Annotated in this window: 24 protein-coding genes; 12 read left to right on the plus strand and 12 right to left on the minus strand. The window is 69.2% G+C overall.

Annotated elements, in window-relative coordinates; translation table 11 throughout:
• Positions 1-185 precede the first annotated feature (185 nt).
• Positions 186-1265 carry a DUF1839 family protein gene (locus tag I5803_RS09755; protein ID WP_196986176.1) on the plus strand — a complete coding sequence of 360 codons (1080 nt, stop codon included), beginning with the start codon at positions 186-188 and terminating at the stop codon, positions 1263-1265.
• A 12-nt stretch (positions 1266-1277) separates the two neighbouring features.
• Here I5803_RS09755 and I5803_RS09760 read toward each other — a convergent pair whose 3' ends face one another.
• Together I5803_RS09760 and I5803_RS09765 are read right to left on the minus strand one after the other, a co-directional pair.
• The gene (locus tag I5803_RS09760; protein ID WP_196986177.1) at positions 1278-2417 is read right to left on the minus strand and encodes a hypothetical protein; all 1140 of its coding nucleotides are present in this window, start codon (positions 2415-2417) and stop codon (positions 1278-1280) included.
• A gap of 36 nt (positions 2418-2453) precedes the next feature.
• Positions 2454-4256, minus strand: coding sequence for a DUF885 domain-containing protein (locus tag I5803_RS09765; RefSeq protein WP_196986178.1), 1803 nt, complete (start codon positions 4254-4256; stop codon positions 2454-2456).
• Between the two features lie 78 nt (positions 4257-4334).
• On the opposite strand from I5803_RS09765, the gene I5803_RS09770 reads away from it, so the two are divergent.
• Genes I5803_RS09770 through I5803_RS09780 form a run of 3 tightly spaced genes read left to right on the plus strand, consistent with a single transcriptional unit; the run spans position 4335 to position 5880 of the window.
• Complete coding sequence (locus tag I5803_RS09770; RefSeq protein WP_196988516.1) at positions 4335-5060, plus strand: sulfite exporter TauE/SafE family protein; 726 nt, start codon at positions 4335-4337, stop codon at positions 5058-5060.
• 55 nt (positions 5061-5115) lie between these two features.
• Entirely contained in the window at positions 5116-5649 is a 534-nt protein-coding gene (locus tag I5803_RS09775; protein ID WP_196986179.1) for a CcdC protein domain-containing protein, read from the plus strand.
• 39 nt (positions 5650-5688) lie between these two features.
• Positions 5689-5880: a hypothetical protein gene (locus tag I5803_RS09780; protein WP_196986180.1), complete on the plus strand. Its 192-nt coding sequence runs from the start codon at positions 5689-5691 to the stop codon at positions 5878-5880.
• On the opposite strand, the gene I5803_RS09785 is transcribed toward I5803_RS09780, so the two are convergent.
• Positions 5881-7083 carry a urate hydroxylase PuuD gene (locus I5803_RS09785; protein ID WP_196986181.1) on the minus strand — a complete coding sequence of 401 codons (1203 nt, stop codon included), beginning with the start codon at positions 7081-7083 and terminating at the stop codon, positions 5881-5883.
• Positions 7084-7108: 25 nt separating this feature from the next.
• Complete coding sequence (gene xdhC, locus I5803_RS09790) at positions 7109-7906, minus strand: xanthine dehydrogenase accessory protein XdhC (protein WP_196986182.1); 798 nt, start codon at positions 7904-7906, stop codon at positions 7109-7111.
• 138 nt (positions 7907-8044) lie between these two features.
• On the opposite strand from xdhC, the gene I5803_RS09795 reads away from it, so the two are divergent.
• Positions 8045-8560, plus strand: a complete 516-nt coding sequence (locus I5803_RS09795) for a hypothetical protein (RefSeq protein ID WP_196986183.1) — start codon at positions 8045-8047, stop codon at positions 8558-8560.
• Positions 8561-8565: 5 nt separating this feature from the next.
• On the opposite strand, the gene uraH is transcribed toward I5803_RS09795, so the two are convergent.
• Positions 8566-8919, minus strand: a complete 354-nt coding sequence (uraH, locus tag I5803_RS09800) for a hydroxyisourate hydrolase (RefSeq protein ID WP_196986184.1) — start codon at positions 8917-8919, stop codon at positions 8566-8568.
• Positions 8920-8984: 65 nt separating this feature from the next.
• On the opposite strand from uraH, the gene I5803_RS09805 reads away from it, so the two are divergent.
• Genes I5803_RS09805 through I5803_RS09830 form a run of 6 tightly spaced genes read left to right on the plus strand, consistent with a single transcriptional unit; the run spans position 8985 to position 14828 of the window.
• A complete protein-coding gene (locus I5803_RS09805) occupies positions 8985-9647 on the plus strand; it encodes a GntR family transcriptional regulator (protein WP_196986185.1) in 663 nt (220 codons plus the stop codon).
• Positions 9648-9654: 7 nt separating this feature from the next.
• Entirely contained in the window at positions 9655-10590 is a 936-nt protein-coding gene (puuE, locus tag I5803_RS09810; protein WP_196986186.1) for an allantoinase PuuE, read from the plus strand.
• Positions 10591-10592: 2 nt separating this feature from the next.
• Positions 10593-12374, plus strand: coding sequence for a 2-oxo-4-hydroxy-4-carboxy-5-ureidoimidazoline decarboxylase (gene uraD, locus I5803_RS09815; RefSeq protein WP_196986187.1), 1782 nt, complete (start codon positions 10593-10595; stop codon positions 12372-12374).
• Entirely contained in the window at positions 12371-13597 is a 1227-nt protein-coding gene (locus I5803_RS09820) for a M20 family metallopeptidase (protein ID WP_196986188.1), read from the plus strand. The genes uraD and I5803_RS09820 overlap by 4 nt, the downstream gene beginning before the upstream one ends.
• Positions 13598-13648: 51 nt before the next feature.
• A complete protein-coding gene (locus tag I5803_RS09825) occupies positions 13649-14131 on the plus strand; it encodes a helix-turn-helix domain-containing protein (protein WP_196986189.1) in 483 nt (160 codons plus the stop codon).
• Entirely contained in the window at positions 14124-14828 is a 705-nt protein-coding gene (locus I5803_RS09830) for a nucleotidyl transferase AbiEii/AbiGii toxin family protein (protein ID WP_196986190.1), read from the plus strand. The genes I5803_RS09825 and I5803_RS09830 overlap by 8 nt, the downstream gene beginning before the upstream one ends.
• Here the strand turns inward: I5803_RS09830 and I5803_RS09835 are convergent.
• Complete coding sequence (locus tag I5803_RS09835) at positions 14773-15453, minus strand: TetR/AcrR family transcriptional regulator (RefSeq protein WP_196986191.1); 681 nt, start codon at positions 15451-15453, stop codon at positions 14773-14775. The two genes, I5803_RS09830 and I5803_RS09835, sit on opposite strands and share 56 nt — an antisense overlap.
• A gap of 29 nt (positions 15454-15482) precedes the next feature.
• Between I5803_RS09835 and I5803_RS09840 the strand changes: the two genes are divergently transcribed.
• Positions 15483-16442 (plus strand): DMT family transporter, encoded by a 960-nt coding sequence (locus I5803_RS09840; protein ID WP_196986192.1) that lies wholly within the window; start codon positions 15483-15485, stop codon positions 16440-16442.
• On the opposite strand, the gene I5803_RS09845 is transcribed toward I5803_RS09840, so the two are convergent.
• The 6 genes from I5803_RS09845 to I5803_RS09870 are packed head-to-tail and all read right to left on the minus strand — an operon-like array spanning position 16381 to position 23037.
• Positions 16381-17289: a LysR family transcriptional regulator gene (locus I5803_RS09845; protein WP_196986193.1), complete on the minus strand. Its 909-nt coding sequence runs from the start codon at positions 17287-17289 to the stop codon at positions 16381-16383. The two genes, I5803_RS09840 and I5803_RS09845, sit on opposite strands and share 62 nt — an antisense overlap.
• A 29-nt stretch (positions 17290-17318) precedes the next feature.
• Complete coding sequence (locus I5803_RS09850) at positions 17319-18287, minus strand: ornithine cyclodeaminase family protein (protein ID WP_196986194.1); 969 nt, start codon at positions 18285-18287, stop codon at positions 17319-17321.
• Between the two features lie 19 nt (positions 18288-18306).
• On the minus strand, positions 18307-19446 hold the full coding sequence (locus I5803_RS09855; protein ID WP_196986195.1) for a DSD1 family PLP-dependent enzyme: 1140 nt from the start codon (positions 19444-19446) through the stop codon (positions 18307-18309).
• The gene (locus tag I5803_RS09860; RefSeq protein WP_196986196.1) at positions 19443-20906 is read right to left on the minus strand and encodes an N-acyl-D-amino-acid deacylase family protein; all 1464 of its coding nucleotides are present in this window, start codon (positions 20904-20906) and stop codon (positions 19443-19445) included. Before I5803_RS09860 ends, I5803_RS09855 begins: the two co-directional genes overlap by 4 nt.
• 33 nt (positions 20907-20939) lie before the next feature.
• Positions 20940-22055, minus strand: a complete 1116-nt coding sequence (locus I5803_RS09865; protein ID WP_196986197.1) for a DSD1 family PLP-dependent enzyme — start codon at positions 22053-22055, stop codon at positions 20940-20942.
• 10 nt (positions 22056-22065) lie between these two features.
• On the minus strand, positions 22066-23037 hold the full coding sequence (locus tag I5803_RS09870; RefSeq protein WP_196986198.1) for a Bug family tripartite tricarboxylate transporter substrate binding protein: 972 nt from the start codon (positions 23035-23037) through the stop codon (positions 22066-22068).
• Between the last annotated feature and the right edge of the window lie 132 nt (positions 23038-23169).

A 23169-nucleotide genomic window follows, 5' to 3' on the forward strand; every position in this document is an offset into this window, starting at 1 on the left:
TCGCCGGCAGCAGGCGCCGAGGCAGCTTCCCCTTCGCAAAATGCCCAGCCCGCCTCGTCGCTGAGTCTGCGGACGCGTGCGTCGGATGCCGTGAAAGCGGAAAGGCTCAAGGGGCTGCTTCCTACAAATCGGGGACACGGGGAGTTCCCAGAATAGGCGCAACACTTGAACCTGAACGTAAGACGATGCCGCAAGCCCCCCTCATGGCGCTGCTGGCCCCGGCACCCCCGGCGCCCCCGCCTTCCACCCGAATCGAGCGCTTCCCCGGGCTCGCGGCGAAGGGCTACGAGCCCCATCCGCTGCACGGGCCCGACGCGGTGTGGGTGGAGAAGAATTGCTACGGGGACCTGTGGATCGAACTGCTGCATTGCCTGCGCCTGGACCCCTGCGCGATGCTGCCCTTCACGCTCGCCGTGGATTTCGAGGGCGACCAGTGGACCTTCTTCAAGCCGCCGCTCGGCGAGCTGCACGACCTGTACGGCCTCGATGTCCAGGAACTCGCCGTATGGCGGCCGATGGTGGACCACGCGCGCGAACACCTCTCCGCGGGCAAGCTCATCGCGTGCGAGATGGACGCCTTCTGGCTGCCTGATACGGCGGCCACCGATTACCGGCAGAAGCACACGAAGACCACCATCGTGCTCGCCAACATCGACATCGAGGAGCAGTGGCTCGGCTATTTCCACAACGCGGGGTACTACGAGTTGCAGGGCGAGGACTTCCGCGGCCTCTTTCGCATCGGCGAGCCGGAAGACCCGGGCTACATGCCGCTCTTCGCGGAGTTGATCCGCACGGACCGGGTGAAGCGCCGCGCGCCGATGGAGCTCGCCTCGCTCTCGCTCGACCTGCTGGAGCGGCACTGGCGCAGGCGCCCGCGCACCAATCCGCTGACGCGCTTTGGCCAGCGGCTGACTTCCGAATTTCCGTCGCTGCGCAGCGCGGGACTGGCGCACTACCACTCCTGGGCTTTCGCGACGATCCGCCAGGCCGGCGCCGCCTTCGACCTCACGGCCGAGTACCTGCGCTGGCAGTCCGACTTCGGCCACTACGGCCTCGCGGACGCCGCCCTTCGCTTCGACGAGATCGCGCAGTCGATGAAGACGCTGATCCTCAAGGCCGCGCGTTCGGTGAACAGCGGCCGCCCCCTGCAGGCGAGCGAACTGATCGAGACGTCCGCCGCGGCGTGGGAAGAGGGCATGGCCATGGTCGGCCGGAGCCTGGGCTGCAAGGCCGAGGCGGCGTGGCGGCTCGAGACCGCGGAGTGATGCCGGCCGCGCCTACAGCGCGCGATTGAGGTCCACGTCCAGGCCCGCCTTGCGCATTTCCCGCGCCAGCAGCAGGCGCCACACGCCGCCTTCGTCCATCACGACGCGCGGAATGCCCTCCCACTGCGCCGAGGGCCGCACCTGGTCCAGCAGCATGAGGCACAGCCGCCCCGGGCCGAGCGCGCCCAGGATGTAGCCGACCTCCAGGACGCTGGCGTCGAGCTTGTCGCCCGACACCAACAGCACCGCGTACCGGGCGCCCTGCATCGCGTCGAGCGCGGAGGCGGCCGCGAGCAGCGTCGGGCCTTCGGCCTGCGGCGCGAGCACCGGTTCGAGCGAGAGGTCTTCGATGAAGTCGGAGAGCGACTCGAGCTCGACGCCCCAACGGCTCGACAGCAGTGCGACCTGGCCACCCGGCGCGTCCGCGACCGCTGGGGCGGGCGCTGGTGTCGGGGCGGGCGTTGGTGCCGGTGTGGGTGCAGGGGTTGGGGCAGGCGTCGGTGCCGGCGTCGGTGCAGGCGTGGGCGCAGGCGTCGGTGCTGGCGTCGGTGCTGGCGTCGGTGCTGGCGTCGGTGCCGGCGTTGGGGCTGGCGTTGGGGCTGGCGTTGGGGCCGGCGTTGGGGCCGGCGTTGGGGCTGGCGTTGGGGCCGGCGTCGGTGCAGGCGTGGGCTCGGGTGTCGGAGCCGGCGTGGGCTCTGGCGTGGGCAGCGGGGCCGGTGCGGTGGCGGACTCCGGCGTGGGCATCGGCGCGGGCGCGGTGACGGGCTCCGGCGCGGCCTTGCCCTCCAGGCGATCCGCCATCATCTGCTTGACGGCGTTCAGGTTCGAGATCGCATGGGCGATACCGTCCTTGATGCCCTGGCGCAATTCGTTGGTGGAATAGCGATCGCCGAACACGGATTCCATCTGCGAGCCGAGATCCTCGATCCGGTAGCGGCGATATTCGGCCGAATCCTTGCCCCCCAGCACATCCGAGAGGGTCGTGTTCACCTGCTTTTGCATCGCCTCGATGCGGGGGTCCCAGCGTTCCTGGATGCCCGAGGGATCGAAGCCCCGCAGTTCTTTGATGCGCCGCGTGATCTTGTCGATGGCGCGCTCGAGCGTGGATCTTTCCTGTGCGCTCAGGCGGTGGGCAGACTTGCCGTTGGACATGCGAGCAACCCCGAAGTGGAGGCTCCCACTGTACAGCTAACGGGTGGCGGCGATCCAGCGGTCGATGCGCGCTTCCAGCATCGACAGGGGCATGCACCCGTCCCCCAGCACCTGCGAGTGGAAGCGCCGGATGTCGAACTTCGGGCCGAGCGCCTGGCGCGCGCGCTCGCGCAGCTGCAGGATCTTCAGCTCGCCCACCTTGTACGCCAGCGCCTGGCCCGGCCAGGCCATGTAGCGCTCGGTGGCGCGGCGCGCCGAATCCTCGGTCGAGCCTTCCTTCTCGCGCAGGTACGCGATCGTGTACTCGCGCGACCAGCCCTTCGAATGCAGGCCCGTGTCCACCACCAGCCGCAGCGCGCGGTGCAGCTCCATGAAGAGCCTGCCGAGCTGCGCGACCGGGTCGTCGTACACGCCCAGTTCGTAGCCGAGGCTCTCGGCGTACAGCGCCCAACCTTCGCCGTAGGCGTCGTACCAGGTGGTCTGCCGGTAGCGCGAGCCGCCCTGCTCGCGCTGCATGCCGATCTGGTAGTGATGCCCGGGCTGCCCTTCGTGCAGGAAGAGCGCCGTCATCGTGGTCTTGCGGTACTCCTTCGGGTCGTTCACCACGGCATAGAACACGCCCGGCCGCGAGCCGTCGGAGGCCGGCGGCACGTAGTTGTCGGAAGCCGTCGCGCGGCGGATCGGCTCGATCGCCTTGATCTCGAGGGCCGCCTTCGGCGCGCGCTCGAACAGCTTCGCGAGGCCCGGCTTCACGCGTTCGTTGATCGCGCGGTACGCCGCGAGCACTTCCTCCTCGCTGCGGAAGGGCTGCAGCTCGGGACGGCCGTCCAGCGACCTGAAGAATTCGTCCAGGGGGCCTTCGAAGCCGAACTTCGCCTTCACCTGCTCCATCTCGGCGCGGATGCGTGCGACCTCCTTCAGGCCCAGTTCATGGATCTCCTGCGGCGTCATCGACGTCGTGGTGAAGGAGCGCACCTGAAGGCGGTACCAATCGGCACCGCCGGGCATGTCGCCCATGCCGGCCGTGGTGCGCGCCGCGGGCAGGTAGGTGTCCGCCATGAAGGCGCGCAGCTTGCGCACCGCGGGCGTGACCGATCCCGACACCACCGCGCGGTAGGCCGCGGCGATCCGCCGCTGCTGCGCCGGTGGAATCTCCGCCGGAAAGCTGCGCGTCGCGGCCAGGTACGGGCTTTGCAGCGGATCGGCCGGCAGCAGCACGTCGAACTGCGGCAGGGTCCTTTCCACCAGTTCGCGCGGCAGCGTGATGCCGCGCGCGATGCCGTCGCGCATGTTCACGATCGCCTGGTCGATCCAGGCCGGCAGCTTTTTCAGCCGCGCGAGGAAATGGTCGTAGTTCGCGACCGTCGTCATCGGCTGCGCCGCATCGCCGCTCGCCCATTGCGAGAGCTTCATCGGCATCGCATCCACGTGGCCCACCGGCATCAGGTGCCACGGCACCGCCAGGGTCGACAGGCGGTCCTCGCATTCGTACTTCAACAGGTCGTACGTGAGCCCGGCATCGGCGTCCAGCTGCGAGCGGTCGATCGCTCGCAGCCGCGCCAGCGTGCGCTCATAGAGGCGCTTTTGCCGCGCCTGGTGGGCCGGCGCGATCTCGATTTCGAACGCGCCTTCGTAGCGCGCGTCGCCCACGTTCTCGGTCGTGCCCACGGGGAAGAGCGCCAGGCCCTCCTCGTAGTACGTGTCGGCGAGCGCGAGGACGCGCTGCGAGGCGTTGGCAGGGGACGCGGCGAGTGCGCCGCGCCAGGCGGTGGAACCCAGGAGCAGGCTCGTGGCCAGCCCCGCGTTCACCGCGCGGCGGTTGAAGCGGATGTTGTTCATGGCGCGGGATGCTAACCCAGCCGCGCCCACCCATAATGCCGCCTGACATGGCTGCTGACACTTTCATGCGGGGCTGAACTGGACTTCGCGCTCGTCCTCATCCTGGGCCTGGTCGCGGGCACCGTCGGCGGCATCGTCGGCTTTGGCACGTCCATCATGGTCATGCCCGCGCTGGTGCTCGTGTACGGCCCGCGGCAGGCCGTGCCGATCATGGCCATCGCCGTGGTCATGGCCAACGCCTCGCGCGTGGCGGCCTGGTGGCGCGAAGTGGACTGGCGCACCACGCTCGCCTATTCGGCCACCGGCATGCCCTTCGCCGCGATGGGCGCACGCACCTTGCTGGTGCTGCCCCCGGGCATCGTCGAGGCGGTGCTGGGCGCCTTCTTCATCGTGATGATTCCCGTGCGCCGGTGGATGGCGCTGCAGGACTGGAGGCTCAACCGCTGGCACCTGGCCGTGGTCGGCGCGTTCATCGGATTCCTGAGCGGGATCGTCGTGAGCACGGGGCCGCTCAACACACCCTTCTTCCTGATGCACGGGCTCGTGAAGGGCGCGTACCTGGGCACCGAAGCCATGAGCTCGCTCGCGGTGTTCGGCGCGAAGGCCGTGACCTTCCGCGCGCTCGGCGCCCTGCCGGCCGAAGCGGTGATCGACGGGCTCATCATCGGCAGCTCGCTCATGGCCGGCGCCTTCATCGCCAAGCGCTACGTGAGGAAGATCGACGCGGAGCGCTTCCGCCTGCTCATGGATGGGCTGCTGCTGGTGGCCGGGCTCACGATGCTGTGGGCGGCGCTGGCGCGCTAGAAACGGCGGCGTCCTTCACACGCCCGTTACCGGGCCGCGAGATACTCGAAGCGTCATGACGCCCCACGACACGACCACCGTCACCCTGCTCGCCCTCATGCCGCTGCTGGTGTGGCGCATGATCGTCCGCGTCAAGCGCATGGTCGGGCGGCAGCGCGCGGGGCGCATCCGGCCCTGGGTCACGCTCGTGATCTTTCCGCTGGTCCTCGCGCTGTTCAGCTTCCTGGCAAAGGACCATGCGCAGCGCCTCTGGTGGCTCGCGGGCGGCGTCGCCTGCGGGCTCGGCCTGGCCGTCTGGGGACTGAAGAAGACCGTGTTCGAGGCGACGCCGACCGGCCTCTTCTACACGCCCAACGCGCACCTGGGCATCGCCCTGTCGCTGCTGCTGGTGGGCCGCCTCGTCTGGCGGATGGTGGAGGTGTTCACGATGGACGCCGCCGCGATGCAGCAACCCGACGAATTCACGCGCAGCCCGCTCACGCTCCTCGTCTTCGGCCTGCTGGCGGGCTACTACATCGGCTACGCGTTCGGCCTGGTCCGCTGGCGCTTTGCGGTGATGCGCGCGAAGAGGCGGCGCGAGTCCCCCTAAAATCGCGGCTGCCTTCCACAACAACGCAGTAGCAGTTCCATGAAGAATCTCCTCCTCATCGCCGCGGCGACCCTGCTCGCCGCCTGCGCTTCTCCCGAACCCATGACCCCCCAGCAGTCGAGCGAACGCGCCGCCTGCCGCAACACGGACGCGCCCACGGGCAGCAACCTGGTGCGCCGCAGCGAGTGCGCGCCCCAGGCCGCGGCGCCGATCCCCACGCAGAAAAACTGATCAGGGCGCCGGCGCGCCCGCCTGGAACCAGCGGGCGACCAGCCCGCGTTCCGCCTCCGTGATGCCCGTGGCGTTGTTCATCGGCATCACCTTCGTCACGACCACCTGCTGGTAGATCGACTGCGCGTGCTGCTTCACGCCCTCGGGCGAGTCGAGCCGCACGTTTTTCATCTGCACCTGCGCCCCGTGGCACAGGTAGCAGCGCTGCTCGAAGACCTTCTGCACCGCCGCGTAATCCGCCGCAGGTTGCGCTGCGGCCGCGGGCTGCGTGCTCGCCGCCGGCGCGAGCCACACGACGGTCGCGGCGATGACGGCCACGCCCACCAGCGCATAGGGCAGCGGGTTGGCGTTGCGCCCGAGCTTGTAGCCGTGGCGCATGACGAAGAACTGGCGGATCGCCGCGCCCGCGAACATCATCAGGATCAGCACCAGCCAGTTGCGCGGGTGGCTCCAGGTGAAGCTGTAGTGGTTCGACAGCATCGCGAAGATCACCGGCAGCGTGAAGTAGGTGTTGTGCACGCTGCGCTGCTTGCCGCGCTGGCCGTGGATGGGGTCCACCGGCTCGCCCGCCTTGATCGAGGCGATCACCTTGCGCTGGCCCGGGATGATCCAGAAGAACACGTTGGCGCTCATCGCCGTCGCGATCATCGCGCCCACCAGCAGGAAGGCGGCGCGGCCCGCGAACCAGTGGCACGCGAGCCAGGACGCGACGCACACGAGCACCAGCACCAGCGCGCCGACGATCGCGTCGCCGTTCTTCCTCTGCCCGAAGAGGCGGCAGATCGCGTCGTACGCGATCCAGAACACGACGAGGAAGGCCAGCGCCACGGCGATCGCCATCGGGGGCGACCACGCGACGAGACTCCTGTCGATCAGGTAGGTGCTGGCATGCCAGAGGTAGGAGATGGTGAAGAGCGAGAAGCCCGTGAGCCAGGTGGTGTAGCTCTCCCAGAAGAACCAGTGCAGGTGCTCCGGCAGCTTCGGCGGGGACACCGCGAACTTGACCGGGTGGTAGAACCCGCCGCCGTGCACGGCCCACAGCTCGCCGCTCACGCCCTGCTTCTTCAGGTCCTCGTCGACCGGCGGCGTCAGGCTGGAATCGAGGAAGACGAAATAGAAGGACGAACCGACCCAGGCGATGGCCGTGATCACGTGGGCCCAGCGCAGCAGCAGGTTGGCCCAGTCCAGGAGGTAGCTTTCCATGGGGTCTTTCGAAAATACGGTGCGTCTAACGCAGTGTATGAAGGAGCTGCGCGGCGACACTCACCGCGATCACCGCCGGCTCCTTGCCCGCGATGCCTGGCAGTCCGATGGGGCAGGTCACGTGGGCAAGTTCGGCCGGCGGGAAGCCACGCGCCTCGAGGCGATGGCGGAAGGCCGCCCACTTCGTCTTGCTGCCGATGAGGCCGACATAGGGCAGGTCGCCGCGTTCTCTCTGGCGCAGCAGGCACGCCGCGACGATATCGAGGTCCTCCGCGTGGCTGAAGCTCATGACGAGCACGCGCGAGCCTGCCGCCAACTGCGCCACCGCGCCCTGCACGGGCTCGGAATGCTCGCACTGCACGTGCGGCGGCGGTTCAGCGGGGAATATCCCGTCGCGGCTGTCGATCCACGTCACGGCGAAGGGCAAGGTGGAAAGGACGTTGACGAGAGCCCGGCCGACATGGCCGCCGCCGAAAAGCGCCAGCGGCACGAGCCGCGGGGCGAGCCGCCGGCGCGCCGCGGGAATGTCCGCGGCCTCGAGGCGCTCGTAGCGAAGCCGCATCACCCCGCCGCAGCACTGGCCCAGGCTCGGGCCCAGCGTGTACGACCGTTCCTCCGGACCGGCGTGGGCGGGCTGCGAGAGCAGCACCCGCGCGAGCGCGATCGCGTCGAACTCGAGATGCCCGCCGCCGACGGTGCCCGAGACGGCCCTCGCGGTGACGGCCATCCACGCCCCCGCCTCGCGCGGGACGGAGCCCTGCGTCGACGCCACTGTTACAAGGACCAGCGGCTCATCCGGCAGCGAAGATGTGACAAGTTCCATCGTCAAGTGTTGCGAGCCCGCGTCCAATCGCAAGATTCGTAGCGTTTACGTAAAGCACGTCGTCAAAATAGCCGGGTTCGCGTTCAATTGAACTCAGCTGTAACGCGCCCAGACATGCGCACCCACCCGGAGACCTCCATGAAGCATATTCCCAGCCTGCGCGTCCTGGCCACCGCGGTGGCCGCCATCCTGGCGGGTTGCTCGTCGACCCCGCTTGCCCCCGTCGCGCCCCCGCGCGTCGCCGTGCAGCCCATGGCGCCTCCGGCCGAAGCGCAAGTCACGCCGCCGGCAGCCGAGCCCGCCTTCGGGCAGGCCTCCAACGCCACCACGCCGCGCGCCTACCGCGCCGACGCGGCGTCCCACCTGTACGGGCTCAACCAGAACCGCATCTACAAGGGCAAGCTGCCCCCGCTGCTGTACGCCATCGGCGTGCTGCAGGTGGAAGTCGACGGGCGCGGCCAGGTGCGCAACCTGAGCTGGATGCGCGCACCCAAGCACGCGCCGGAAGTGATCGCCGAGATCGAGCGCACCGTTCGCGCCGCGGCGCCCTTCCCCGTGCCCGCGCGCATGGGCAAGGTGGTCTACACGGACACCTGGCTGTGGCACAAGAGCGGCCAGTTCCAGCTGGACACGCTGACCGAAGGCCAGCTCTGAGCCTGTCATGAACCGCGGTAGGTGGAGTAGCTCCACGGGCTGACCAGCAGCGGCACGTGGTAGTGCTGCTGCGGGCTGGCGACGCCGAAATCCAGCGTCACGCGGTCCAGGAACGCGGGCTTCGGCAGCGCCACGCCTTTCGCCTCGAAATACGCGGCCACGTCGAAGACGAGCCGGTAGGTCCCCGCCTTCAGTTCGCCGTCCGCGTACAGCGGCCCCTCCGGGCTGCGCCCATCCGCATCGAGCACGAAGCGCCTCACCAGCGTCGCGGCGTCGCCCTGCGTCGTGTAGAGCGCGACCGCCATGCCGGCGGCCGGGCTGCCGTGCATCGTGTCGAGGACGTGGGTGCTCAGGCCCATGGCGATCTCCAGAAATTGTGGACGCAAGTGTATACACTTTCTTCGATTGGAGCTACCATCGCCCGATGGAGTCGTCCACCACGCATTTCATCGTCGAAGCGCTCTCCCGCGCGATCGTGGAACACCGCCTGCAGCCGGGCACCAAGCTCGCGGAACAGAAGCTGGCCGACCATTTCGGCGTCTCCCGCACGCTCGTGCGCCAGGCCCTCTTCCAGCTCTCCCAGAAGCGGCTGGTGCGCATGGAGCCCGCGCGCGGCGCGTTCGTCGCCGCGCCGACGGTGGAGGAATCGCGCCAGGTCTTCGCGGTGCGCCGCATGCTGGAGGCCGGGATGACCCGCGCCTTCGTGCGCGAGCTCACCCCCGCGAAACTGCGGGCGCTGCGCGAGCACGTCGCGCAGGAAAAGGATGCGCTCGAGGGCGGCGACGCGGCGGGCATGGACCTGCTGGGCGACTTCCATGTGCGCATGGCGGAGCTCACGGGCAACGAGGTGCTGGCGCAGATCCTCAAGGACCTCGTCTCGCGCAGCTCGCTCATCACGCTCATGTACCAGCGCGCGGGCGCGGCGAAGCATTCGCACGAGGAACACGCCGAACTCCTGAAGGCGATCGCCGCGAAGGATGCGGAGCGCGCCGCGACGCTGATGCAGGCCCACCTCGTTCATGTCGAGGAGAGCCTGGCCTTCGACCGGAAGGTGCCTACCCACGACATCGCCGCCGCCCTCTCGTGAGCACGCCATGACCTACGACAGCACCGCCCCCTACCCGCGAGACCTCGCCGGCTACGGCCGCCACCCGCCGCATGCGCAGTGGCCGGGCGGCGCGCGCATCGCGCTGCAGTTCGTGCTCAATTACGAGGAAGGCGGCGAGAACGCGGTGCTGCACGGCGACGCGGGCTCCGAGCAATTCCTGTCGGAGATGTTCAATCCCGCGAGCTACCCGGCGCGGCACATGAGCATGGAAGGCATCTACGAATACGGCTCGCGCGCCGGCGTGTGGCGCATCCTGCGTGAATTCGAGAAGCGCGACCTGCCGCTGACGGTGTTCGGCGTGAGCACGGCGCTGCAACGCCATCCGGACCTCGCGTCCGCCTTCCGGGACATGGGCCACGAGATCGCGTGCCACGGCCTGAAGTGGATCCACTACCAGAACGTGGACGAAGCGGTCGAGCGCGAACACATGATGCAGGCCATGCGCATCATCGAGCGGCTCACCGGGGAACGCCCGCTCGGCTGGTACACCGGGCGCGACAGCCCCAACACCCGCCGGCTGGTGGCGGACTACGGCGGCTTCGAATACGACAGCGACTACTACGGCGACGACCTGCCCTTCTGGATGAAGGTGCGCAAGAGCGACGGGGCGGTGGTGCCGCATCTCGTCGTTCCCTACACACTCGATGCGAACGACATGCGCTTTTCGCTGCCGCAGGGCTTCGCGCAGGCCGACGACTTCTTCATCTACCTGCGCGACAGTTTCGACGCGCTCTACGCGGAGGGCGACACCGCGCCGAAGATGATGAGCATCGGCATGCACTGCCGCCTGCTCGGGCGCCCCGGGCGCATCGTCGCGCTGCAGCGCTTCCTGGACCATGTGGAGAAGCACGACAAGGTGTGGGTCTGCCGCCGCATCGACATCGCGCGCCACTGGAAACAGACCCATCCCTATCGAGGCTGAACGTGACGATCACACTTGCACAACTCAATGCCGCCGCGCCGCAGGAAGCCGCGGCGATGCTGGACGGCCTCTACGAACACTCGCCGTGGATCGCGCAGGCCGCGCTCGCACAGCGCCCCTTCGCGTCGCTCACGCAGCTCAAGCACGCGATGGCGCGCATCGTCGCCGAGGCGGGCGCGGACAGGCAGCTCGCGCTGATCCGCGCCCACCCGGAGCTCGCGGGCAAGGCGATGGTGAGCAGGACGCTCACCTCCGAGTCCACGAACGAGCAGGGCAAGGCCGGCCTCACCGATTGCACGCCCGAGGAATTCGCGCGCATCCAGCAGCTCAACGCGGACTACAACGCGAAGTTCGGCTTCCCGTTCATCCTCGCCGTGCGCGGGCCGCGGGGCACGGGCCTCACGCGGCGCGAGATCATCGACACCTTCGCGCGACGCCTGGACAACCCGGTGGACTTCGAACGCGCCGAGGCGCTGCGCAACATCCACCGGATCGTGGAGCTGCGCGTGAACGACAAGTTCGGGGTGGAGCCGGACTTGGGGAACATCGTGTGGGACTGGCAGGAGAAGCTCGCGCAGTTCAGCGATCCGGAGTTCAAGGAGAAGGGGCAGCTGACGGTGACCTACCTGACCGACGCGCATCGCGCGGCGGCGGCGTTCATCGCCTCCGAGATGAAGGCCTGCGGCTTCGACGAGGTGAAGATCGACGCGGTCGGCAACGTGGTGGGGGTACACAAGGCGGCGGCCGCCGGCGCGAAGGCGCTCCTCACCGGCAGCCACTACGACACCGTCCGCAATGGCGGGAAGTACGACGGGCGCCTGGGCATCTTCACCCCCATGGCGTGCGTGCGCGAACTCGCGCGGCAGCAGCGCCGCCTGCCCTTCGACTTCGAAGTGATCGGCTTCTCGGAGGAGGAAGGCCAGCGCTACAAGGCGACCTTTCTCGGCTCCGGCGCGCTCATCGGCGCGTTCAACCCGGCGTGGCTGGAGCAGAAGGACGCGGACGGCGTCACCATGCGCGAGGCGATGCGGCACGCCGGACTGCCCGCGACGCTGGAGGCGATCGCCGCGCTGCGGCGCGACCCGGCGCGCTACCTCGGCTTCGTCGAAGTCCACATCGAACAGGGCCCCGTGCTCAACGAGATCGACCTGCCGCTGGGCATCGTCACCTCCATCAATGGCGGCGTGCGCTACCTGTGCGAGGTGATCGGCATGGCCAGCCATGCGGGCACCACGCCGATGAACCGCCGGCGCGATGCGGCGTCCGCCGTGGCGGAACTTGCGCTCTACATCGAGCAGCGCGCCGCGCGCGACGGCGACTCGGTGGGCACCATCGGCATCTGGACCGTGCCCGGCGGATCGACCAACGTGGTGCCCGGCCGCTGCCAGTTCACGCTCGACCTGCGCGCGCCGACGGACGCGCAGCGCGACGCCTTGGTGAAGGATGTGCTCGATGAACTGCAGGCGATCTGCACGCGGCGCGGCGTGCGGCACACCCTCGAAGAGACGATGCGCGCCGCGGCGGCGCCGAGCGCCCCGAAGTGGCAGCAGCGCTGGGAGCGCGCGGTGGAAAGCCTCGGCGTGCCGCTGCACCGCATGCCCAGCGGCGCGGGCCACGACGCCATGAAGCTCCACGAAGTAATGCCGCAGGCGATGCTCTTCGTGCGCGGCCAGAACTCCGGCATCAGCCACAACCCGCTCGAATCCACGACCAGCGACGACATCGAGCTCGCCGTCCACGCCTTCCAGCGCCTGCTGGACGATCTCGCCAGAGAAAACCCATGACCGACTACGAACGACTCGACGCGTGGATCGACGCGCACTTCGACGAGGAAGTGAAATTCCTGCAGGCGCTCGTGCGCATCCCCACGGACACGCCCCCGGGCGACAACGCCCCGCATGCCGAACGCACCGCGGACCTGCTCGGGGAATTCGGCTTCGACGCCGAGAAGCACGCCGTACCGCAGGCGGACGTGCACGAGTACGGCCTGCAATCCATCACGAACCTGATCGTGCGCAGGCGTTACGGCGACGGCGGCCGCACCATCGCGCTCAACGCGCACGGCGACGTGGTCCCGCCGGGCGAAGGCTGGACGCACGACCCGTACGGCGGCGAGATCGAGGACGGGAAGATGTACGGCCGCGCGACCGCGGTGAGCAAGGGCGACTTCGCGAGCTTCACCTTCGCCGTGCGCGCGCTCGAGTCGCTGCAGGGGAAACGCAAGGGCGCGGTGGAACTGCACTTCACCTACGACGAGGAATTCGGCGGCGAGATGGGGCCGGGCTGGCTGCTGCGCCACGGGCTGACGAAGCCCGACCTCATGATCGCCGCGGGTTTCAGCTACGAAGTGGTGACGGCGCACAACGGCTGCCTGCAGATGGAAGTGACGGTGCACGGCAAGATGGCGCACGCCGCGATTCCGCAGTCGGGCGTCGACGCGCTGCAGGGCGCTGTCTCCATCCTGAATGCCCTGTACGCGCAGAACGCCGGCTACCGGAAGGTCACGTCGCAGGTGCCCGGCATCACCCATCCGTACCTGAACGTCGGGCGGATCGAGGGCGGCACCAACACCAACGTCGTGCCGGGCAAGGTGGTATTCAAGCTCGACCGCCGGATGATCCCCGAGGAGAATCCCGCGGAGGTGGAAGCCTCCATCCGCCGCGTGATCGCCGAATCCGCCGCCCTGTGCCCGGGCATCACCGTGGATATCAAGCGCCTGCTGCTCGCGAATTCCATGCGCCCGCTGCCGGGCAACCGGCCCCTGGTCGATGCGATCCAGAAACATGGCGAGGCGGTCTTCGGCCAGCCGATCCCCGCGATGGGAACGCCGCTGTACACCGACGTGCGGCTGTATGCGGAGGCCGGCGTCCCCGGCGTCATCTACGGCGCCGGCCCGCGCACCGTGCTGGAGTCGCACGCCAAGCGCGCGGACGAGCGGCTGGAGCTGGAGGATCTGCGCAAGGCGACGAAGGTGGTGGCCCGGACGTTGAGGGATTTGCTGGTCTGAATTTTGTATCTCATAGTTGACAAATATCTGTTTTTGTCAATAATGAGATACATGAAACCTGTTACGGCGCCTGACCTGCCCCACGAGGCGACGCTCGGCGCCATGGGAAAGCGCATCCGCGAGCAGCGCAGGGCGCAGCGCGTCAATGCAACCGCGGCGGCTGAGGCCGCCGGGATTTCGCGCATGACCCTGCACCGGATCGAGCGCGGCGAGCCTTCCGTGGCGATCGGCGCCTATGCGAGCGTCATGGCCGCACTGGGCCTTGATCTGGCAGCGACACCCCGGTCGGCGCCGCACTACCCGCATGCCGCCGAGCCGGACCCCTGGATACCGGCGCGCGTGCAGCTTGCAAGGTATCCGCAATTGCGGCAGCTGGCCTGGCAACTCAAGGAAGGCGCCGAACTGACGCCGGCGGAGGCATTCGACATCTACGAACGCAATGCGCGCCATCTCGACGTGCAGGCGCTCGAGACGGCCGAGCGCGACCTGATCACTGCCCTGCGCATCGCCTTCTCCACCCGGCGCGATGTTTGAACGGCTGCATCATCTGCGGATCGCGCAGGTGCTCCAGTCGCTGGACGCCGACGTGCTTCGCGCGCACCATTGCTATTTCGGTGGCGGCACCGCCATCGCGCTGCGCCATGGCGAATACCGTGAGTCGGTGGACATCGATTTCCTCGTGTCGGACGTGGGCGGCTGGCGTGAGTTGCGCGCCCTGCTGACCGGTCCCCAAGGCATCTCGTCCCTCGTGCGCGAAGGCGCCGAACCGCTGGAACTCCAACGCGAGGTCCGCGCGGATCCCTATGGCATCCGGGTGGCGGTGATGGCCGCGGGGAAGGCGGTGAAATTCGAGATCGTCCTCGAAGCCCGCATGGCGCTGGCCCCGCCGGGCAGGACGGACGTGATCTGCGGCGTGGCCTGTCTTTCGCCCCTGGACATGGCGGCCAGCAAACTGCTGGCGAATTCGGATCGCTGGATGGATGACGGCGTCTTCAGCCGGGACCTGATCGACCTGGCCATGATGAAGCCGGACTTGCCGCTGCTGCGCGCTGCGGTGGCGAAGGCCCAGGGCGCCTACGGCGAATCCGTGTTGCGCGACCTGGGCAGGGCGATCCACCGCATGAAATCCCGCGATGGCTGGCTGGAGCGCTGCATGGACATGATGTCGATGAACGTCACGAAGGCACTGGTCTGGCAGCGCATCCGTGCGCTGCGGCGCGTGTTGCCCTGACGACCCTTCGACCGTCCCGATCCAGCACCGACACCACCATCTCCATCAGCGCCTCCCCCGCCTTCGCCACCGTCAGCGACGCCGCCAGCATCTCGAACACCTCCAGCACCAGCAGCGCCTTGAGTTTCGCGGCCAGGCGCTTCTGCGCCAGCGTCACGCGTCCGCCGCCCTGCAGGCGGTTCACCAGGAATTCCAGGCCGGCGGTGCGCTTGTCCTCGCGTCCCTCCACCAGACGGGCGAAGTCGGCGTCCAGCGCGGCGTAGGCGCGCAGCTTCTTCAGCAGCGCGTGCTCGGACGCGTAGAAGTCCGCGAAGGCGCGAACGTACTCGCCCAGTGCGCGCCGCGCATCGTCCTGCGTCAACAGGGCGTCCACGTCCATCAGCCCGGCGCGGTGCGACATCTCGTCGAACAGCGCATTGAGCAGGCCGGCCTTGCCGCCGAACAGGTTGAACACCGTGGCCCGCGACACGCCAGCGCGCGCCGCCACCGCATCCAACGTGAATGCCGCGGCCTGCGTGCTCTCGACCACCAGGTCGCGCGCGGCGCGAAGCACGAGCATCCGCGTCATGCCGGCCTGCACCTGCCGGCCCAGTTGCGCATACGCGCGGGGTACTGCCTTGTTCATACTTCAATATTGACTATACTGATAGTCTAATGAAAACAGACAACGAACGCAAGCCGCGGCTCCTGGGGTGGGCGGCCGCCACCGCCATGGTGCTGATCGCCACGGGGTGGCAGCTGGTGACGCGCGCCGGCGTGCGCTCGGAGCTCGCGCCCTGGGACCTCGCCCTGCTGCGCTACGGCGTCCCCGCCCTGCTGCTCGCGCCCGTGTGGCGACGCTGCGGGCTGCGGCCGGCGGGCCTGCCCGCGTGGCGCCTCGCGGCGCTCGTTGCCGGGGCGGGCCTGCCCTTCGGCCTGCTGGCCATGGCGGGCGCCTCCTTTGCGCCGGCGGCGCACATGGGCGCGTTGCTGCCGGGCGCCTCGCCCTTGCTCGTCGCGGCGCTCGGGGCATTGGTGTTCGGCTCGCGCCCCGGCCTTTCGCAAGGCTGCGGTCTCGCCCTGCTGGCAACGGGACTGGCATTGATCACCCTGCCCGGCTGGACCAGCGGCACCGGTCACTGGCGGGGCGACGCGTTGTTCCTGGTCGCGGCGCTGCTCTGGGCGACGTACACGCTCGCGCTGCGCGGCGGCGGCTTGACCGCGTGGGAGTCTGCGGCGGTCATCAGTGCGTGGTCCGCCCTCTGCGTCGTGCCGCTGTGGATCGCCGCCTACGCATCCGGCCGCAGCCTGATGTTCCACGCGAGCCCGCGGCAGGTCGCGCTGCAGGTGCTGTGGCAGGGTTGTCTTGCCGGCGTGGTGGGCCTTGCCGTCTTCGCGGCCGCCGTGCGCCGCCTGGGCCCGGCCGCCACGTCGGCGGCGGGCGCGCTCGTCCCCGCGCTCGTGGCGGTGGGCGGATGGCTGCTGCTCGACGAGCCGCTGGGCCTGGCCGGCTGGTGCGGCATCGCCACGGTCGCGGCGGGCGCCTGGATGGCGAGCCGCCCGCCGCGGCCCGCTAGCGGCGCCAGGGCGGTGCCGGCTGGAACCGCGCCTGCAGGAAAGACAGGAACAGCTTGACGCGCGCCGACATCCCCGTGCGCCCCGCCACCAGCGCCACCACGTCCGCGTCCGGTAGGCTCCAGCCGGGCAGCAGGCGCACGAGCCGGCCCGACGCCAGGCTGTCCGCCACATCCCACTCGGAGCGGAGCACCACGCCCTTGCCCTGCAGCGCCCATTGCTTCGCGACCTCGCCGTCGTTGCTGCTGAGAATCGCGGGCACGCGCACCGCGGCCTCGCTGCGCTTGCGCCTGAAGCGCCACAGCGTCACGTCCTCACCGTTCTCGCGTAGCACGATGCAGTCGTGCTGCGCGAGGTCCTTCGGCTCGCGCGGCGCCGGCCGCTTCGCGAGGTAGGACGGCGCGGCGCACACGAAGCGCGAATTGGGCGCGATCGGGTAAGCCACCATGCTCGAGTCGCCAAGCTGGCCGATGTGCACGATCAGGTCGAAGCGGTTCGCGTCCGCCGCCGAGACGACATCGCTGAGCGTGAGCGACACCATCAGCTTCGGGTGCAGCGCGTGGAACTGAGCGATGGCGGGTGCGAGGTAGTGCCGGCCGAACCCGAGCGGCCCGCCGACGTGCAGGGTGCCCACCACTTCGCCCGAGCGGGCACGCAGCCTGTCCACGAGGCCGTCCAGGTTGGCCAGCATCTCCACCACGCCCGCGTGGAACAGCTCGCCTTCCTCGGTGAGCATGAAGCGCCGCGTGCTGCGATGCGCGAGTTGCATCCCCAGGCTCGCTTCCAGGTGACGCAGCCGCTGCGACACGGCCGAGGCCGTCACGTCCAGCCGCCGCGCCGCTTCCGCGAGCGATCCGCTCTCGGTGATCGTGACGAAAAAGCGCAGGTCGGTGATGTCGTGCGGCATGCGCGCATGGTACGCGCGCGCCCTGCCGGCTAGTAGTCGACCATCGTGCAGCCACCGCGCGCGAGGGCCTGGCGCACCGCCAGCTCGGCCACCACGAGGTCCTGCAAGGCCACGCCGGTGCCGTCGAAGAGGGTGATCTCCGCGTCGTTCCGGCGGCCCTCGCACAGTCCCGCGATCACCTGCCCGATGCTGCCGCGAAAGGACGCTTCGGTGATGAGCCCGGCGCCGAACGCGTGCTGGCATTCCCCGATCGTGATGGCCTGCGCAGCCTCGTCCACGAAGATCGCGCTCGCGGCCACGAGCGCGGGGTCCAGCTCCTGCTTTCCCTTCGTGTCGGCGCCCATCGCGCTGATGTGCGTGCCGGGGCGCACCCAGGACTTGTCCACCAGCGCCTGCTTCGACGGGGTGACCGTGATGAGGATGTCCGCTTTCGAAGCGACGACCTCCCGGTCCGCGGAGATGAATTCCAGGCCGAGCTCCTGCACCACACGGCCGAACGCGGCGAGTTTGTCGGGCGAGGGGTTCCACGCGTACACGGTCCTGATCGGGCGCACGGCCAGCGTGGCGCGCAGCTGGTGCTGCGACTGCACGCCCGCGCCGATCATGCCCAGCACACTGCTGCCGGGACGCGACAGGTACTTGGTCGCGATGGCGCTGGCCGCGCCCGTGCGCACGCCGGTGAGGTAGTTGGCGCTGACCAGCGCGCTCGCGCGGCCGGTCTCCGCATCGAACAGCAGCGTGGACGACTGGTGGTTGCCCAGGCCCTGCGCCAGGTTGTGCGGCCAGTAGCCGCCCGCCTTGAGCCCCAGCAGCGGCGCCGACGTATCGCAGCCGGTCTTCACGCCGAACACGGCGTCCTGGTGGCCCACCGCCTCGCGCACCACGGGATAGTTGCGCGCCTGGCCGCGCGCCATGGCGGCGAACGATTGCTCCACCGCCGCGATCGCGTCGGGTACGCCGACCAGCGCGCGCGCTTCCTGCTCGGAAATAATGATCATGGGCATCCTCGGATCGGGTTCACCAGCCGCTGAAGCGCTGCCAGGTGGCGGTGACATCGCCAGCCGGGCCGAGCACCTGGTATTGCGGGTACTGCGCGGCGGTCGAGCACGCATGGTTGGGCAGGATGCGCAGCTGCGTGCCCACGGGCAGGTGCAGCGCGCCGTCGATGCGGCCGGAGCGGTGCGCGATGATGCCGTGCTCCTGGTTGGCGCCGACCATCACGAGGTCGTCCACCGGCTTGCCGTGCACATCGCACACCAGCCCGTAGCCCTGGTCCACGGCCTGCGCCGACGTGCCGCGGTCGCGCGACATCGCCATCCACCCGGCGTCGACCAGCGTCCAGCCCTTGTCCGGGCGATGGCCGATCACGGTGCCCAGTACCGACAGCGCGATCTCGTCGATGCGGCATACGCCCAGGCCGGCCATCACGAGGTCGAAGAACACGAACACACCGGCGCGCAATTCCGTCACGCCTTCCAGGTGCTCGGCGAAGAGCGCTGTGGGCGTGGAACCGACACTGACGACCGGGCACGCGATGCCCTCTGCGCGCAGCCGCGTCGCCGCCAGCACCACCGCGGCGCGCTCCTGCTCGGCCATCGCGCGGATCGCGTCCACCGAAGGGCTGTCGTAGCTGCTGCCGGCGTGCGTCATCACGCCCTGGACGGGAATGCCCGAGTCCTCGAGGAAACGGCCGATCCGCAGCAAGTCTTCGCTCCCGGGCTTGACGCCGGAGCGGTGGCCGTCCGAATCGATTTCGATGAGCACGTCGAAGCGGGCGGCATGCGAGCGGACACGGTCCGCCAGCAGCCGCGCCGTCTCCATGCTGTCCAGGATGATCGAGAGGCGCACGCCCTTGGCCTGCAGGGCCGCGACGTGATCGAGCTTGTTCGGCGCGATGCACACGGCGTAGAGGATGTCCTTCACGCCGCGCTCCGCGAAATACTCCGCCTCGAGCAGCGTGGATACGGTGATCGGGCCCTCGGGCGACTCCATCAGGCGGCGCGCCACCTCGATCGACTTGTTCGTCTTCACGTGCGGGCGGAAGGTCACGCCCAGCTTGCGTGCGCGATCGCGCATGCGGGCGATGTTGCGGTCCATCTGCGCCTCGTCCAGGAGCAGCGCGGGGGTTTCCAGTTGCGCGAGCGATGCCATGGTCATGCCTGCGCGGGCTGCACGTCACGCGAGAGCACGCGGCCCGGGCGCGCGCCGGTGGACCGGCCCGCCTGCCAGACGGGCTGGCCGTTGACGATGACCGTGTCGATGCCGTGCGCCGGCGCGATGGGCTTCTCGTAGGTGGCGGCGGAGTCGATGGTGTCGGCGTCGAAGAGTGTGAGGTCCGCAAAGGCACCCTCCTTCAGCACCCCCCGGTCCTTCAGCCCGAAATTCTTCGCGGTGAGGCCCGTCATCTTGTAGATTGCCATCTCCAGCGGGAACAACCCCAGCACGCGGCCATAGTGCCCGAGGACACGCGGGAAGCTGCCCCACAGGCGCGGATGCGGCGACGCGTCGTGCGGCAAGCCGTCCGAGCCGATCATCACTTTGTCGTGCTTGAGGATCACCTGCACGTCGGACTCGGCGAGCCGGAAGTAGATGCCGCCGGCGGGGCTCAGGCGTCGGATCGCCTCATCCTGCGCCACGCCCATCTGCCGCGCGATCGCATCGAGGTCCTGGCCCGCGTACTCCGGCAGCGTCTTGGACCAGCTCACGATCACGCGCGACGAACTCGCCGCGCGGTCGGCCGACAGGATGGTGGATCCCGCGGTGTACGGATAGCAGTCGATGCAGATCGGCTGGCTCGCCATGTTTTTCTCGATGAAGTTCAGGGCTTCCTGCGATCGCCCGTGGTTCTTCTCGCCGACCACCTTGAGGTGCGAGATCACGACCGGCACGCCGACCTCGCGGCCGATGCGGAAGGTCTCCTCCAGCGAATCGATCACGCGGTCCGCCTCGTCGCGCATGTGCGTGCAATACACGCCGTCGAATTCCTTGAGCGGCTGGCAGACGCCGATCACCTCTTCCGTCGGCGCGGCGACGGACGGCTCGTAGAAGAGGCCCGTGGACACGCCGACCGCGCCCGCTTCCATCGCTTCGCGTACGAGCTCGCGCATCTGCCCGATCTGGCCGGCCGAGGCGGGCTGCCCGAGGTCGTCCACGGTGGCGACGCGCAGCGTGGTGTGCCCGACGAGCAGCGCGCAGTTGGTGGCCGCGGGCTTGGCGCGCAGTTCGGCCACGTAGGACGCGAAGGTCGGGAAGTGGAACCACCCGCCCTCCTCGTCGAGCAGGTTCAGCGGCGGCGTCACCGGCTGCGGCACGGGACGCGGCATCGGCGCGAGCGAGATGCCGCAGTTGCCCGCCACCACCGTGGTGATGCCCTGGCTCACCTTGGGCGACATGTCGGGGCTGGAGAGCATCAGGCGGTCGTCGTGCGTGTGCGCATCGATGAAGCCGGGCGCGGCGATGCGCCCGCCGAGGTCGATCTCCTTCGTGCCACGCTCGGCGGAGAGGTCGCCGATGCGCTCGATGCGGTCGCCGCGGATGCCGATGTCGCCCGCATAGCGCGGCGATCCGGTGCCGTCCACGATGCTGGCGTTACGGATGAGGAGGTCGAAGGCTTGCATTCAGGAGTTCCGGGAAGGTTGGGATTGAGCGGGTTACAGCAGCGCGCCGCGCGCCGCGATGGGCCACAGGGCCTCGACACGGCCGGCGCGTACGCACACCAGCTCGTCGTAGAGATTCACGGTCGGGTCGCAATGGCCGGGCACCAGGTGGAGCACATCGCCGAGGGCGAGCGCTCCGGCGTCCGCGGTCGCGATCACCCCATGTTCGTCAGCGGCCTTGGCGTAGCGCAGGTCGGGCCGCTGCCAAACGGTCGGCATCCCGGAGTCCACGCTGGACGCCTTGAGGCCGGCATCGACGATCGCGAAGGCATCGGTCGCGCGGCTCATGACCGTCGTGCGCACGAAGAGCGCGTGTTCGAAGGCGACATCATTGGGGCCACGCGTGTTGTCGCCGTAGTCGCGGTCCAGGAAGATGTAGGAGCCCGCCTGGATCTCGTCGAACACGCCGCTGTCGCGCTCGTTCACGAAGCTGCCCGTGCCCGCGCCGGTGATGCGCTCGACCGCGATGCCGCACGCCTCGATGGCTTTGTGCGAGCGCGTCGCGGCGTCGCAGGCGCTGTCTATCGCCGCCTTGCGTTCCACCGGCGTGCGCAGGTGCTGCGCCGGCCCGTGATAACACTGCAGCCCCGCGAAGCGCAGGCCGGGTGCGGCGGCAATGTCGCGTGCGAGCCGCGCCGCGGCCTCGCCGGGCGCCACGCCGCAGCGGTGCGCGCCGACATCCACTTCGACGTAGACGTCCAGCGTGACGTCGTGCGCCTGTGCCGCCGCAGCGAGCGGCTGCACCTGCAGCGCATCGTCCACCAGCACGCCGATGCGCGCCTTGCGCGCGAGCGGCGCGAGCCGGCGCAGCTTGGCCTCGCCCATCACCTGGTTGGTCACCAGGATGTCGGCGATGCCCGCGTCCGCGAACACCGCCGCCTCGCTCACCTTCTGGCAGCAGATGCCCACGGCGCCGAGCGCCACTTGCCGCTTCGCGATCTCGGGGCATTTGTGGCTCTTGGCGTGCGCGCGCAGCCGCACCTTCGTGCCGCGCAAGGCGTCCGCCATGCGCTGGAGGTTGCGCTCGAAGGCATCGAGGTCGAGCACCAGCGCGGGGGTGTCGATGGCGCCGGCGTCGTCACCCGGCTGCGCGGCTTTCCACGGGCTCATCGCGAGGGCCTCAATCGATCTTCGCGCCGGAGAACTTCACGACCTTCGCCCACTTGATGGTCTCCTGGCGCGACAGCTCCAGGAATTCCTCCGGCGTGCTGGGCGAAGTGTCCGCGCCGAGCGCGCGGAAGCGCTCGCGCAGCGCGGGGCTGGCCAGCGCCGTGCGGATTTCCGCGTTGAGTTTGGCCACGACGTCCTTGGGCATGTTGGCCGGGCCGACGATGCCGCCCCACGCCGTCACTTCGAAGCCGGGCACGCCGGACTCGGCGATCGTCGGCACGTCGGGGTACGTCGGGGAGCGCTGCGGCGAGGAGATCGCCAGCGCGCGCACCTTGCCGGCCTGCGCGAGCGGGCCGGACACGGGCGTGTTGATCATCATCATCTGGATGCCGCCGCCGATGAGGTCCGTCACCGCCGAGGTCGCAGCGCGGTAGGGCACGTGCAGCATGTGCGTGCCGGTCATCGCCTTGAAGAGTTCCACGCCCAGGTGCGCGGTGGTGCCGTTGCCGTCCGATGCGAAGGCGACCTTGCCGGGATTCTTCTTCGCATAGGCGATGAGCTCGGGCACGGTCTTCACCGGCAGGTTGTTGTTCACCACCATGAGGTTCGACAGGCGCAGCACGTTGGAGACGAGCGTCAGGTCCTTCTCCACGTCGTAGGGCACGGTCGTGAGCAGCGACTTGTTGGTGGCGAGCGAAACCACGTTGCCGTAGGCGAGCGTGTAGCCGTCGGGGGCGGACTTCACGAGGTCCATGGTGCCGATGACATAGGAGCCGCCGGGCTTGTTGTCGATGACGATGGGCACGTTCATCTGCAGCGTCAGCTGCTGGGCCAGCGCGCGCATCAGGGCGTCCGGTGCGCCGCCGGGCGCCGAGGGCACGATGAGGCGGATGGTCTTGTCGGGATAGGCGGCGTGGGCGGGCCACGCCAGCCCGGCCGTGGCGGCGAGCACGAGGACGGGGAGCAAAAGGCGTCTGAGCATGGGAGATCTCGTCGTTGGGGAAGGAGTGGAATGGGCTTGCCGACCTTAAGCCCCGCGGCGGCAATCGCCAATCACCCGCACCTACTTACACCCGGAAGTTGCGCTTACGAATGAAACGCCGGGCCGCCGCGC

The organism is Caenimonas aquaedulcis, from assembly GCF_015831345.1.
In the GTDB taxonomy this organism is placed as follows: Bacteria; Pseudomonadota; Gammaproteobacteria; order Burkholderiales; family Burkholderiaceae_C; genus Ramlibacter; species Ramlibacter aquaedulcis.